General features: G+C 62.6%; 12 protein-coding genes. 4 read left to right on the top strand and 8 right to left on the bottom strand.

Going from position 1 to position 12,930, the window contains the following annotated elements:
• Positions 1-60 precede the first annotated feature (60 nt).
• Positions 61-501, top strand: coding sequence for a TadE/TadG family type IV pilus assembly protein (locus tag HDC30_RS13735; RefSeq protein WP_027613607.1), 441 nt, complete (start codon positions 61-63; stop codon positions 499-501).
• Positions 498-3,227 (top strand): PAS domain-containing sensor histidine kinase, encoded by a 2,730-nt coding sequence (locus HDC30_RS13740; RefSeq protein ID WP_183783599.1) that lies wholly within the window; start codon positions 498-500, stop codon positions 3,225-3,227. Before HDC30_RS13735 ends, HDC30_RS13740 begins: the two co-directional genes overlap by 4 nt.
• On the opposite strand, the gene HDC30_RS13745 is transcribed toward HDC30_RS13740, so the two are convergent.
• The 5 genes from HDC30_RS13745 to HDC30_RS13765 all read right to left on the bottom strand — a co-directional run bounded on the left by HDC30_RS13745 (position 3,224) and on the right by HDC30_RS13765 (position 7,749).
• On the bottom strand, positions 3,224-5,212 hold the full coding sequence (locus HDC30_RS13745; RefSeq protein WP_183783601.1) for a pilus assembly protein TadG-related protein: 1,989 nt from the start codon (positions 5,210-5,212) through the stop codon (positions 3,224-3,226). The two genes, HDC30_RS13740 and HDC30_RS13745, sit on opposite strands and share 4 nt — an antisense overlap.
• Before the next feature lie 252 nt (positions 5,213-5,464).
• On the bottom strand, positions 5,465-6,022 hold the full coding sequence (locus HDC30_RS13750) for a DUF4136 domain-containing protein (RefSeq protein ID WP_096794826.1): 558 nt from the start codon (positions 6,020-6,022) through the stop codon (positions 5,465-5,467).
• A 51-nt stretch (positions 6,023-6,073) separates the two neighbouring features.
• Positions 6,074-6,685 (bottom strand): DUF4136 domain-containing protein, encoded by a 612-nt coding sequence (locus HDC30_RS13755; RefSeq protein ID WP_027613603.1) that lies wholly within the window; start codon positions 6,683-6,685, stop codon positions 6,074-6,076.
• Between the two features lie 12 nt (positions 6,686-6,697).
• On the bottom strand, positions 6,698-7,447 hold the full coding sequence (locus HDC30_RS13760; RefSeq protein ID WP_027613602.1) for a methyltransferase: 750 nt from the start codon (positions 7,445-7,447) through the stop codon (positions 6,698-6,700).
• Positions 7,447-7,749: a MazG-like family protein gene (locus tag HDC30_RS13765; protein ID WP_007951009.1), complete on the bottom strand. Its 303-nt coding sequence runs from the start codon at positions 7,747-7,749 to the stop codon at positions 7,447-7,449. Before HDC30_RS13765 ends, HDC30_RS13760 begins: the two co-directional genes overlap by 1 nt.
• A 160-nt stretch (positions 7,750-7,909) precedes the next feature.
• On the opposite strand from HDC30_RS13765, the gene HDC30_RS13770 reads away from it, so the two are divergent.
• The gene (locus tag HDC30_RS13770) at positions 7,910-8,203 is read left to right on the top strand and encodes a hypothetical protein (RefSeq protein WP_007963021.1); all 294 of its coding nucleotides are present in this window, start codon (positions 7,910-7,912) and stop codon (positions 8,201-8,203) included.
• Between the two features lie 151 nt (positions 8,204-8,354).
• Positions 8,355-9,704 (top strand): MATE family efflux transporter, encoded by a 1,350-nt coding sequence (locus HDC30_RS13775; protein WP_183783603.1) that lies wholly within the window; start codon positions 8,355-8,357, stop codon positions 9,702-9,704.
• Here HDC30_RS13775 and HDC30_RS13780 read toward each other — a convergent pair.
• The 3 genes from HDC30_RS13780 to HDC30_RS13790 are packed head-to-tail and all read right to left on the bottom strand — an operon-like array spanning position 9,619 to position 12,716.
• Positions 9,619-10,575 (bottom strand): alpha/beta hydrolase, encoded by a 957-nt coding sequence (locus tag HDC30_RS13780; RefSeq protein WP_260319928.1) that lies wholly within the window; start codon positions 10,573-10,575, stop codon positions 9,619-9,621. The genes HDC30_RS13775 and HDC30_RS13780 overlap by 86 nt on opposite strands.
• 12 nt (positions 10,576-10,587) lie before the next feature.
• Positions 10,588-11,382 carry a DUF4123 domain-containing protein gene (locus HDC30_RS13785; RefSeq protein ID WP_096794822.1) on the bottom strand — a complete coding sequence of 265 codons (795 nt, stop codon included), beginning with the start codon at positions 11,380-11,382 and terminating at the stop codon, positions 10,588-10,590.
• Positions 11,379-12,716, bottom strand: a complete 1,338-nt coding sequence (locus tag HDC30_RS13790; protein ID WP_183783605.1) for a contractile injection system protein, VgrG/Pvc8 family — start codon at positions 12,714-12,716, stop codon at positions 11,379-11,381. Before HDC30_RS13790 ends, HDC30_RS13785 begins: the two co-directional genes overlap by 4 nt.
• Positions 12,717-12,930 lie beyond the last annotated feature (214 nt).

Genomic DNA, 12,930 nt, shown 5'->3' on the forward strand with positions numbered 1-12,930 from the left:
CGTTTTGGCCGATTGATTCTATGCTGACATTACGTAGTGATTGTCAGGGTAGACGCACTCATGAAAACCAACCTCCCCCGCAAGCAAAAAGGCGCCGTGGCCATTGAGTTCGCCCTGGTGTTCGTGGTGTTTTTCGCGGTGTTTTACGGCTTGGTGAGCTACAGCCTGCCGCTGTTGTTGATGCAGTCATTCAACGAGTCCACCGCCGAGGCAGTGCGCCGCAGCGTGGCGCTGGATCCGGCCACCGCCAACTACTCGACTGCACTGACCAACCTCGCCCGCACCGAACTGACCCGGCAACTGGGATGGCTGCCTGGGGCACTGAACTTCAACGCCGCCACCGACAGCAGCATCACCTATGTCGGAGGGTTGCTGACGGTGAGCATCAATTACCCCACGTCCAAACTGAATCAGGCACTGCCGTTTCTGGTGCTGCCGGGAATCGGCCCGGTGCCGCGTCTGCCGGCGACATTGCGCGCCTCCTCGAGCCTGCAGTTTTGAGTGCGGGCCACACCTTGCTCGGCCGCCTGCTCAATCGACCGCCGGGCTTGCCTGACGGCCCGGATTCCCCTCTGGTGCAGAGCGTCGGCCTGCAGGTGTATCTGGACAATGACGGTCACGTCGAGCACCTGAGCGGCCCGGTACGCCATGCGCTGGTGCAGTTGACGGCCCGTCCGCTCACACACCTGACCGACTACCTTTTGCCTCAGAGCAGCCTTGTAGTTGAAGGTCGGCCGCAGGACTGGCAGGGGCAAATACTCGATCTGGACTTCTTCAGCCAGGCCGGCCCCCCGCTGCATTTACGCGGCTGGATCGAGCCCCGGAGTGAAGGCTGGCTGATGCACTTGCTCGACATCGGAGACCTGTTGAGCGAGCGGCGTCAGGCACACAGTCGTGAGCAGTGCCAACGGCTCGCGGGACAGATCCGCGATCAGTTGTGTCAGTGCAGCCTCGTGCGCCTGGCCGATGTGCTCGGCGAACAATTGCAACGCGTCAGCCAGCACTTGCATATCCCGTGTCTGGCGGTGGCGTTGCTCGACGATCAGGAACAGGGCTGGCAGATCCATCAGCACTACATCGCGCTCGACGCGCCGCAGCTGTGGCACCCGGGACAACGCCTGGGTACTGCGCTGGATAGCCTGAACAGCGCGGCGCCCCAACAACTGAATGCCAGCGAGCAGCCGCGACTGGGTAGCGTGGCTGGCCCCCATCCTGGCTTTGCCGTGCCCTACTGCGACGCTCGGGGTGTGGCGGCGTGGTTGCTCTGTGCCTGTTATGACGCCCGGCAACAGGCGCCAGACCTCAGCGATCGTGACTGGCAGTCATTGGCCACCGCCATCGCCGCACCCCTGCTGGAGCGCTTGCGTGAGCACCATCATCAGCAACAACTGGAACGCCTGGAGATCCTCCAGGCGCTGCTGGGCACCGGGTGGTGGGAAGTGTTCGACAGCGCCGAGGTGCAACTGGCCAACGCACTGGCCGACAACCTCGACCTGCCGGCAACACGCCTGTCGCTTCAGGACTGGTTTGCCCGTGTACACCCCGCCGACCGGGATGAACTGCGCAGTAACCTGCAATCCTTGCAAGATGAAGGCTCGCCGCTGGAGCTTTGCGTGCGCCTGCAACGCACCGAAGAGGCACCACTGATGTGGTATCGCGTACAGGGCCAGGCGCTGGGCATCAGTGCCGAACGCCGACTCGTGGGATTCATGCTGGACATCAGCGACATCAAGAATCAGCAGCAACAGGCCGCCGCCGCACACGCGCGGCTGGATAACCTGATCGCCAGTTCACCGGCGGTGATCTATGTGCAGCGCTACGTCGAAGGTGCGCTGCAACCGACCTTTTTCAGCGCCAGCCTGCAACCGCTGCTGGGCTGGAGTCTGGCCGACTGCGCCGACGGCGCACTGGTCGAGCATGTGCACCCCGACGACCGCTCCGTCTATTTCCAGCGCACCCGCCAATTGCTGCGCGAGGGCACGGTGAGCACGCGCTATAGGGTTCTCGACCAGCAAGGCCAGGCACATTGGTTGCTCGATGAAGCCAAACTGCTGCGCGACGATCTCGGTTTGCCGGTGGAAGCCGTGGGCCTGTGGCTTGATGTCACCGAAGCGACGCTCGCTGCTGAACAGGTCCGGGCCAGCGAAGAACGCTACCGGATTCTGGTGGAAGATTCGCCAGCGATGATCTGCCGCTATCGCCCGGACCTGACGCTGATCTTCGGCAACCGGCCCCTGGCGAAGTACCTGGAGTGTGCACCGGAGGAGCTGCCCGGGGTTAACCTCGGCAGCTGGATGTCCGACGAACAACGCGAAGCGTTCAACCAGCGCTTGGCGCAACTGACCCCGCAACTACCGGTGAGTACTGCCGAAATCAATCTGCGCCTGCCCGGCCGCGAACATGCGTGGTGGGTCTGGTCGGACCGCGGCGTGTTCGACGAGCACGGGCGCCTGCTCGAAGTACAAGCAGTGGGACGCGACAACACTGAGGTGCGCCGCTCGCAGCAGCAGCTCACGCAGAGCGCGAAAATGGCCACCCTCGGCGAAATGGCTACCGGTCTCGCGCACGAAATCAATCAACCTCTCAATGTGATGCGCATGGCCATCGTCAACGTGCTCAAGCGCCTGAGCAACGGCGATGTGCAGGTCGATTACCTGACCGACAAGCTCAATCGAATCGACGCTCAGGTTCAGCGCGCCGCACGGGTGGTTGATCACATGCGAGTGTTCGGACGCCGCTCGGAAATCGAACAGCAACCGTTCAATCCCCTCGATGCCATCGAAGGCACATTGTCGTTGCTTTCGGAGGGTCTGCGCGGCAAAGGCGTGGAGTTGCGGGTCAAGGAGTCAGGCTTGCAGGTGCAGGTGCGCGGTTATGTCGATCAACTGGAGCAGGTACTGATCAATCTGATGGTCAACGCCCGCGATGCGCTGCTGAGCAAGCGCGAAGCCAATCGTGATTTCCAGCCATGGATCGCCTTGTCTGCCGAGAGCGACGAGCACGTGGTGCGGTTGTGGGTAGAGGACAACGGCGGCGGTATCGATCAACGCCTGCTGGAGCGGATTTTCGAGCCGTTTTTCACCACCAAACCGGTGGGTGTCGGCACCGGTCTGGGCCTGTCGGTGAGCTATGGCATCGTCGAAAACATGGGCGGACGCCTGAGTGTGCGCAACGGCGATGAAGGCGCACGATTCTGCATTGAGCTGCCGGTTGCAGTGATCGACTAGATCGCCAGCATCGGCTGTCCGGGCGGCTTGCAACTGAGGTTGGCGCCAACATCAACCTTGTTCAGAGTGATGCCAAGGTTGGCGAGCAAACCATCAAGGATCGGATCGAGCACCGGACTGAGCAGATTATCGATCACGACGCCCAGCGTGCTGTTCACCCCTGCCAGCACATCCGCGGTGGTGGTCAGCAAACCACCCAAAAGGCTGGAGCCCGTCGGCTTGTATGCCTGCACCTGAACGCCGGCCAATGTTCCCTTGAGGCTGTCGACCAGCCCTTGAGTGCCGAAGCTGTAGTACTGCGGCGGTGTCCTGACTTCCGGCGGCTGATTGTAGATGTGCGTGTTTTGTGTGGCGGCCACCGAGGTATCGACCTTGATCCCCAGACCACCGCCGTAGAACGGTATGCGGCTGTTCGGATCACAGGTCGCCGAGCCAAGTCCCAACAGCGGAATGGTGCAGGTGATGACCCCGACATCGATCAGCGCCAGCGGCTGCACAGTGATGTCCGCCGAGGACGAAAAGGCATTGGCAGCATCGATCCTGCCGACTTTGAGCTTGACCAGCGATGAGTTGGTCTGGGTGGTCAAGGTCTTGGTCGCATCGCTGACGCAACTGTAATCAGTGACATGACTATCGGCGGCGGCCACATCCAGGGCGATGTCGATGGTCGAGGTCGGCAGTATTTTCAGGTCGGTGCGCTGGCAGGTTCCGCCCAATGTGCAGAACAACGAGTTCAAGGTACCGGCAATGTTCAAGTGCAACAGGTTGTTCAGGGTGTCGGTCAACCCGCCCACCAATGGCGTGCTGACAATCGCGTTGGCCAGGCCGGCGACACCGCTGAGCAACGGCAGATTCAGCGAGATCACCGTGCGCACTTGGGCGGTTCGCACATAGATCCGGTTGGCGCCCATGGGGTCGGCCTTTGCCAGTGCCGGGTTACCGAACGCCGACAATTGCGGCGGCTCGATGACCTTGACCTTGACCGAGCCATTGACCAGCCCCGGAATGTTCAGCGGCACGCTCGCCACCAACGCATTCTGACTGTTGGCCAGTTGCACGAAGGCTTCCACCAACTGGAAAACTTGAAGATTGGCGTTGAGCGCCGAAGACGCAGCGCCGGTTTGCAGTTGCAGCAGTTGCCCGAGCACCACCGAAGTACTGCCCACCACCGCTCGCAGCCCAACGAGGCCGTCGACCGCCACACTGGCGGTCTTGCCGCCCTGGGTCAGCACATTGATGGCGGTGTCGATCAGTTGTGTCAGCCGTATGTTCTGGCTGAGCAGTTGGGTGTAATTCCCGGCTTGAACGTTGACATCCAGCGCCAGCTGATTGAGATAGCTCAGCACATTGATATTGGTGTTCACCAACCCCTGCCAGCCCGCCACACTGAGGTTGAGATTGCCGCCAAGCATCTGGCCTATCAACGCATTGAGGGCAGCCGACTTGCTGGCGTCGATGGTCAGCACGGTGGTGCCAATGGTCAGTTGGGCGATCGGCGGCAGTACCGCGTAAGTCCCGACTGCCGTGGCCGTAAGACGAGTGGTCGTGGACACGGCGCCCGGAGTGAACAGGCCGTAGAGGGCGGCGGCGACGCTGGTCGGTACCACGCGAGTGGCAACGACACTGATGGCTTGCTTTTGCGCAGCGTTCGCGCTGAACGCACGCAAATTGTTCGCCCCGGTCTGCACGGTGCCGCAGGTCACGTTCAACGTTGTGCCTTGCCCCACCGTGAAGCCGTTGCGTGCAGCGCTCGCTGTAGCATAAGTGGCAGCCGTTGTGCCCGGGAGGCAATCGCCCTGGCGCGACACCGCTTCCAGTGCCGCCACATCCACCACCCGCTGCAGGCGGCGCTGCTCCATGTACAAACGGCCGCTATCGACCACCAGCACCATGCACACCAGAGCCAGGCCCAGTGTCAGCGCCGCCATCAACCCGATCGCCCCGCGTTGCCGGGCCGGGCCGTTGAACTGCGTACGAGGCGACATGGCGCACTCCTTTGCCGGCGCGTTGCCGAGCGCTACCTCCGATGGTGGATTTGAGTGTAGACGGCGCTAGTGGCAACGCGCCATTTGGTGCTGCACAAAACCCTGCAGACCTCGTCTTCTCGCGAATGCGCTGTGTCATTCAACATGGATGTGGCTGACACGCCGTCTTCGCGAGCAAGCCCGCTCCCACAGGGAGATTTGTGGTGGGGCAAAAAATGGGAGCCTCTTGGGCTCCCTTTTTTTTACAGCGAACTAGCGTGGTGGATAGTTGGCCAATATTCGGGCCACCGTTTCGCGCACTGCGTTGCTGCGATCCTGCGGATTGGGCGTGCTGCTGAGCATCTGCTCATCGCTGCCGCGCCACACCAGTTTGCCGTCCTTGCCATCGAGCAGATCGATCTGGATCGTTGCCACCTTGTAGGTGATGTTGCGGGTTTCGTTGTACATCGGCGCGCCCCAATACCCGTTCCACGGGCCACCCCAACCGCCGCCGTAGTTGGTGGTCACTTGCTGCTGGCGATCCTCGACAATCAGGTAGGTCTGCACGCTCAGGTCGCCTTTGGCCCCCGCAGCGGCAGGGCGCAAGCCGCGTTGATCAAGTTGATCGCTGACGGCCTGGCGGATGCGTTGCTCGGTCAGGTCGCTCTTGATCCGTGGATCATCCGGGCGATATTGCAGCGCGGGTTCTTTCCAGCTCCAGCTGCGATAAGCGGCGAAGTCGCGGCTGGCGTCGAAGTCATGGTTGACCTGATTGGCGGCGCAAGCACTGAGCAGCGCGGCCATGACCAGTAAAGCGAGACGACGGAACATGGTTGTTCTCCGGTTGAAGGGCTGAACCTGCGAAGCGTTCTCACCTGAAGTCTAGCTCGGCGGATAGGCCGACAGGGCTTTTTCCAGAGCCTCGCGAATGGCGTCGGTGCGCACCAGTTGGCTACCCTGGTTGGCGGTCTCGGCGCTGGCGCTCCACACCGGTTGACCGGTGCCGGCATCGAACAGATTGACCTGCACCACCACGACCTGCTCCTGATAGGTGCGAACAATCGGCACAGTGTTGTACATGCCGTAACCGCGACCATAACGATCATAGCCGCCGTACCCGCCGTAGTAGCCGTAGTCGTCCTGCACCTGACGCAAGCGGGTTTCCAGACGCAGGTTGGCGCTGACCAGCAAATCGGCGGGACGGTTATCGTGCAACGGACGCAACCCGCGCTGATCCAGCGCATTGCTCACCGCTTCGGCCACTTGCGCCGAATCGGCCCAGGCCGTGCCCGGCGGCATTTGCCCGTTGAGCCAGGCCCAACTGCGATAGCGCCCGTAATCGCGTGTCGGCGCCGGGTAGGCGCTGCGATCAAACGTATTGGCCGCTTGCGGCGGCGCCGGCGGCAACGGCCGCGACTGCGCGACGTAGGGGTTGCTGCCTTGGCAGGCGGCCAACCCCAGACAGATCAGCAATAAACCGGATTGAGCTTTCATGTGGTGCTCCGATCAGATCGGCCGGCAGATCCAGTGCAAGTAACGCCCAAGCCCGGCGAAGCTTGGGTGGCGACGGTGAGCGAGCTCCATCTCCAGCAAATCCACGAGTTCGGCGCGGGCCTGGAATTCCACCGGCATGTAGTCGTGGAAAACCCGGATCCCGCTCTGGGTTTCGACCTGCCACAACCCTTCGAGTTGCGTTGCCAGCTCCCGCGGATCAAGCGGTTGCTGCGGGGTCAGGCTCTGCTTTTCACCGGCCATGGTGTTCTTGCGCATTTTCTTGAAATGGCCTTTGAGCAGGTTGCGATAAATCAGCGCATCACGGTTGTAGAACGCCAGCGACAGCCAGCCACCGGGTTGGGTCAGTTGATGCAGCACCGGCAGGATCGCATGGGGTTCGGCCAGCCATTCGAGCACCGCGTGGCAAATCACCAGATCGTAGGGTTCGGTGAGCTGACCAAGCAGTTCCTGCCACGGCGCCTGAATGAACGTTGCGCTCTGCCCGGCTTCGGCGAAGCGCTGACGGGCACCTTCGAGCATCGGTTCGGCCGGCTCGGTGAAGGTCACTTCATGGCCGCGTTCGGCCAGCCACAGCGACATGTGGCCCAGACCGCCACCGACGTCCAGCACGCGCAGCGGTCGGTCCGGTAACGCTTCGGCCAGGTCGGCCTGCAACACCGCGAGGCGAATCGCGCCTTTGGCGCCACCGTAGATTTTTTCGGCGAAACGGGTCGCCAACTGATCGAAATGCCGGTCGCTCATCAGCTGAACCGCCGTTCGCTGTCGGCGAGCTTGCTGCGCACCACTTCATTCATGTCCAGCCCCAACTCGCTGCACAGCAGTAACAGATACAGGACGATATCGCCGACTTCCTGCCCGGCATGCGCCAGTTTGTCCGCCGGCAACTGGCGCGACTGGTCTTCGGTCAGCCACTGGAAAATCTCCACCAACTCGGACATCTCGACGCTGGCGGCCATGGCGAGGTTTTTCGGGCTGTGAAATTGCCGCCAGTCATTGCGGTCGCGAATGGCGTGCAGGCGTTCGGTCAGTTCAACAAGGTTCATCGGGCTCTCCTGAAGGCGTATAGCTTCGGGGGGATGTCGGCTGAACGCAAGCGGCCATGGCTCGCTCCCACACAGGATTGAGGCAAACCCTCTATAGTTGCAGGGAACTCGGCCACCCGCGCGGTGGCCCAAGGCTCAGCTCTTTCATCAGGATGCACACATGCAGGTAGAAAGCTTTTTCGAATGGCTCGGCCAGGCACTCGGTTCGATCATACGTTTCATCGTCGACGGCCTCAGCGGCCTGTTCAACATTCTGAGCAACGCCGGCGGCAACTTTGTCGATGGCCTGGCGAAGACGCTGGGCATGGACACTTCGATCATCAGCATCCTCGCGCTGATCGTCGGCCTGATGCTGCTGTGGTCGGCGATTCGCGCGTTCATGAATGCGTCGATCATTGCCGGGATCATCTGGCTGCTGTTGGGGTTGTGGTTGTTGAGCTGGATTATTCATTAGCCCTTGTGGGAGCGAGCCTGCTCGCGAAGGCGTCAGATCAGTCAAAAATGTTCTGAATGACACACCGCTTTCGCGAGCAGGCTCGCTCCCACATTGGTTGCATCGCAGGCCGTACGAATCGCTACAATCCCCGCTCCCCCAAGGAGCCCGCATGTCCAAACTGATTGCCGACTGGCGCGACCGCCCGACTCACCGCAAGGTCTGGGCGCTCGCTGCGCCGATGATTCTTTCCAATATTTCCGTACCGCTGGTGGCGCTGGTTGACAGCACCGTCATCGGCCACCTGCCCCACGCCCATCAGTTGGGCGCAGTGGCGGTCGGCGCCAGCCTCTACACGTTTCTCGCCTGGGCCATGGGCTTTCTGCGCATGGGCACTACGGGGTTTGCCGCTCAGGCCGCCGGGCGCAGCGACGGCGCGGCGTTACGGCAGATTCTGTTGCAGGGTTTGCTGCTGGCGCTGGGACTGGCGATCGTGCTCGGCACTCTCGGCGTGCCGTTGAGCGGCGTGGCCCTGCACTTCATGCAGCCGTCGGCCGAACTCGATCAACTGACCCGCGAGTTCTTCCACACCCGGTTATTCGGGCTGCCGGCAGCGCTGGCCAGTTACGCCCTGGTCGGCTGGTTCCTCGGCACCCAGAACGCCCGGGCGCCGCTGGCGATTCTGCTCAGCACCAACCTGATCAACATCGCTCTCAACCTGTGGTTCGTGATTGGCCTGGAATGGGGGGTGGTCGGTTCGGCCCGGGCCTCGGTGATTGCCGAGTGGAGCGGCGCCCTGCTCGGCCTGTGGCTGACCCGCGGCGCATTGCGCGCCTATCCCGGGCACATCGCCTGGGCAGCGTTGAAGGTGTGGCAGAGCTGGCGCCCTTTGCTGGCGGTCAACCGCGACATTTTCATCCGCAGCCTGGCGCTGCAATCGGTGTTTTTCCTGATCACCGTGCAAGGCGCGCGGCTCGGCGATGCCACGGTGGCGGCTAATGCTCTGCTGCTCAACGGTTTGCTGCTGACCGCGCATGCGCTGGACGGTCTGGCGCATGCGGTCGAAGCGTTGTGCGGACACGCCATCGGCGCCCGTGATCGCCTCGCCCTGCGCCGTTCGCTGGTGGTGGCCGGCGGCTGGTCATTGCTGGCCAGCCTCGGTTTTGCCGCGCTGTTTCTGTTGGGCGGACACTTGTTCATCGAGATGCAGACCGACATCCAGAGCGTGCGCGATACCGCGTTCATCTACCTGCCGTATCTGGCGGTACTGCCGCTGATTGCGGTCTGGAGCTACTTGCTCGACGGCCTGTTCATCGGCGCCACTCGAGCCCGGGAGATGCGCAACGGCATGCTGCTGACCGTCGCCCTGCTGCTGCCGTTCGCCTGGGCATTACAGGGACTGGGCAATCATGGGCTGTGGCTAACATTCCTGCTGTTCATGGTCTTGCGCAGCCTGACCCTCGGCGCACTGGCCCTGTGGCTGCGGCGCAACGACGGCTGGTTCTGCGGTGCCGCTCACTGAGCCGGTGTGTGTGTTTGACGAACACGACGACCTGATCGAGCACCGGCGCCAGTCGCCGAAGTGGCCGCGACAGGGTCGCCACCAGCGTCACATGACTGGGGCGCGAGTAGTAAAGATCCTGCACCGGTACACCCGCCTCGCGCAGTTTGCGCGCCAGGCCTGCGGTGTTGCGCGTCGGGTTGACCAGATTGTCCTTGGTCGCGGCGATCAGCAGTGCCGGAGGCTCGCCCGCCCTGACATGGTTGATCGGCTGCGATTGCGGCGGTGAGTCCGGCCAGAAGAATACCGGACGCACCTGCGGATTCTTGATGGGCAGAAAATCATACGGCCCGGCCAGGCCGATCCAGCCGCTGAGGTCTTTGGGCGTCATGCCCACCGCACCGAGCAGACCCGGATCCAGCGCCAGCATCGCCGCGTTGTAAGCGCCGGAACTGTGGCCCATCAGGTACAGGCGTTGCGGGTTGCCGGAGAACTCGCGGATATGCGCCCGGGTCCAGGCCACCGCCCGCGCCGAGTCTTCAAGAAACAACGGATAGCGCACCTGCGGGTAGAGCCGATAATCCGCCAGCACCGCGACAATCCCCCGCGACGCCAGCGCCTCGCCGACAAACGCGTAATCGCCACGATCACCGCTATTCCAGCTGCCGCCGTAGAAGAACACCACCACCGGCGCGCCCTCCAGCGGCTGGCGCGGCACGTAGACGTCGAGCTTCTGTCGCGGATCATCGCCATAGGCAATCCCGGCGGTTCTGTGAAACGTGTCGGCGGGGGTCAGCGCATTGAGCACCTTGACCGGGGAACATCCCGTCAGCACCAGCAGCAGAAACCCGCCGAGGACTGCGCCGAACCGCTGCCACAGAGGATTTGTCATGGATGTCGCACCTCAAGATTGATCGTTCTGCCACTGTCGCCGCACATGCTCGAGCCGTTCCTGCTGGCTCAGCCCGTCCGGCACGCCCGGCAGTTGCGCCCGCGGATGCTGCAAGCGTAGCCACAACCAGCCATCCAGCACCGTACGGTCGCTGAAACCCAGGCTCAGCCCCTCCTGCACATGGGAGGCCATGCGCGCGTAGTCGGTTCCCATTGATTGGCACCAGCGCCAGATGTGTTGTTCCAGCAGGCAGCTTTGCAAACGTTCGCGCTGACGATGGGTGAGGCTTTCGTCGATCCCCAGCGGCTCGACCGCCCACTGCGGGTTGCGCAGTTGCTGCCAGCCCTGACTGCCGATGGCGAGGTCGGCCCAGGTGCCGCCGTACCAGCGCAGCAGACGAATCGGCCCGAGCCAGCGGCTCAAGTCGGCGGCATCACAGGCGTCGAAGAAATAACTTGCCGTCTGGCGGTTGTAATAACCGAGCAAGGCACGGTGATTGAGCCCGAACGAGACCGTCAGCATCCGGCGCAGGTGGCTCAGCATTACTGCCTGCGAGGCATCACTGGCGAACAACAACCCGCGCCATGTCTGCGGATCACGCTGACACAGCGCCGCCAGTGCCGGGCAGTCATGCAGGTCGACCAGCAGCGGACCGTGCTCGCTTACCGCTTGAAACTCGGTGCCCTCGAACAGCCGCGTGCAACGTACGCTGGCGAACCCTTGGCGCAATGTCGCCAGCGCCTGCTGCGCATCGGCGCCATCGAGCAACAGCCACTGTACCTGCGGGGCAAAGCCGACGCCGCTCAAGCGGCGCCGTCCTGATCCAGCGACGCGACCAATCGGCAACTGCAGATCGACGCCGTGCAGTGGTTGTAACTGCCGCCGCCGGGCATCAGACACAACAGCAACAGCGGTTCGGCAGACTTGAGCCATTGCGCCAGGCCCGCGCTCGGCAGCACGTCCGGCAGCGCCAATGGCGCTTCGCAGTCTTCGATCACCGCCGGCTCCTGCAGCACACCACTGATCACCGGCTGATCCGGATCGCCTTCATGAAAACTCACCACCACTTCAACGCCTTCACGCAACGATGTCAGTGAGGCGTCGCTCAACGCTGCTGCGAGCGGCAGCCAACAATGGCTGGCGGCAGCGCCTTCGCCCTGATAAAGCCAGTCGAACTGCACCGCCACCGGCCGCTGTTCGTCAGGCTGCGGTTCATCGACCGTCACCACCCACGCACGTTGCAGACTGTGCATGCGCGGCCTGGCACAGGTGCTCGTCAATGTCGGCAGTTGCGCCTGGGCGGCGGCGACGATCCGGTTGCTGTAAGCCGGCTCGCTGGCGGGATCAGCACGATGCTCGATCCGGCTCAGCAACCAGCGGCGGTTGCATTCGGCAAACGGATGCGCGGTCAACGCCAGCCACTGCGCGGCGCGCAAGGTCGGCAGATCGCTGTGGCCATAAGCTTTGCCGGCCTGCGCCGAACCCGCGTCCACATCGCTGGCGTCCACCTGCATCTGCCAGCGTCTTACCGCCGGGGTGCTCGCGCCATCGTCCACAGACGCCGCGCCGGCCACGGGAAAACGCCCTGGATCATCGACAAAGACCAGACAGTGTCCGTCCGGCCGGTGCTCGAAGTAGTAGTGGATCCGCGCCTGCGCGCACAGCCGCTGCACGAACTGCAGGTCCGACTCCCGGTACTGGGTGCAGAAAGTGTGCACCGGGTATTCGCACTGCAAATCAAAACGTCGTTGCGCACCAACGATCCCATGCTCCTTGAGCACCTGCGCGAGGATCTTCGGCACGCACTGGCTGCTGAAGATCCGCTGACTGAAACGCAGCGCCAGACAACTCAGCTTCGGTCCCAGTGTCACTCGACACAATCGGGCGCCCTGATCGTGCTCATGCTGAACGACACTCTGCAATTGCCCGCTCAGGCCATTGTGTCCGGGACCGAACTGCAGGAACGCCGAGCGGTAAAGCAGTCCGGCCAGGTCCAGTTGCGGATCATTGATCAACAGATCGATATCAAAGGCGAAGGGTTCGCTGATGCCCTCACTTCCGGTAAAGGCCAGCACCTCGAAGGGCTCGGGCAGCCCCGTTACATCGAGACGAAACGACGGCTCGTTGACTGATTCGAACATGGGCGGATCTCTACAGGAGGGGCGGCCGGGGATTCTCGCCGAGAGCCATGGCCGAGTAGAGAGCTGAAGTACAACTTAGGAAATGACCTACGCGAAAAGCAGACCGGATCACTTCTCCGGCCGTGGCAGGCAATTATTTCGCAGGGGATTTGGGAAATGTCCCACCGGGTCATCCGAATTTTCCACAGCTTGAGGGAAAATTTCAGACAACCCA

The organism is Pseudomonas sp. JAI115 (genome assembly GCF_014200835.1).
GTDB lineage: Bacteria > Pseudomonadota > Gammaproteobacteria > Pseudomonadales > Pseudomonadaceae > Aquipseudomonas > Aquipseudomonas putida_A.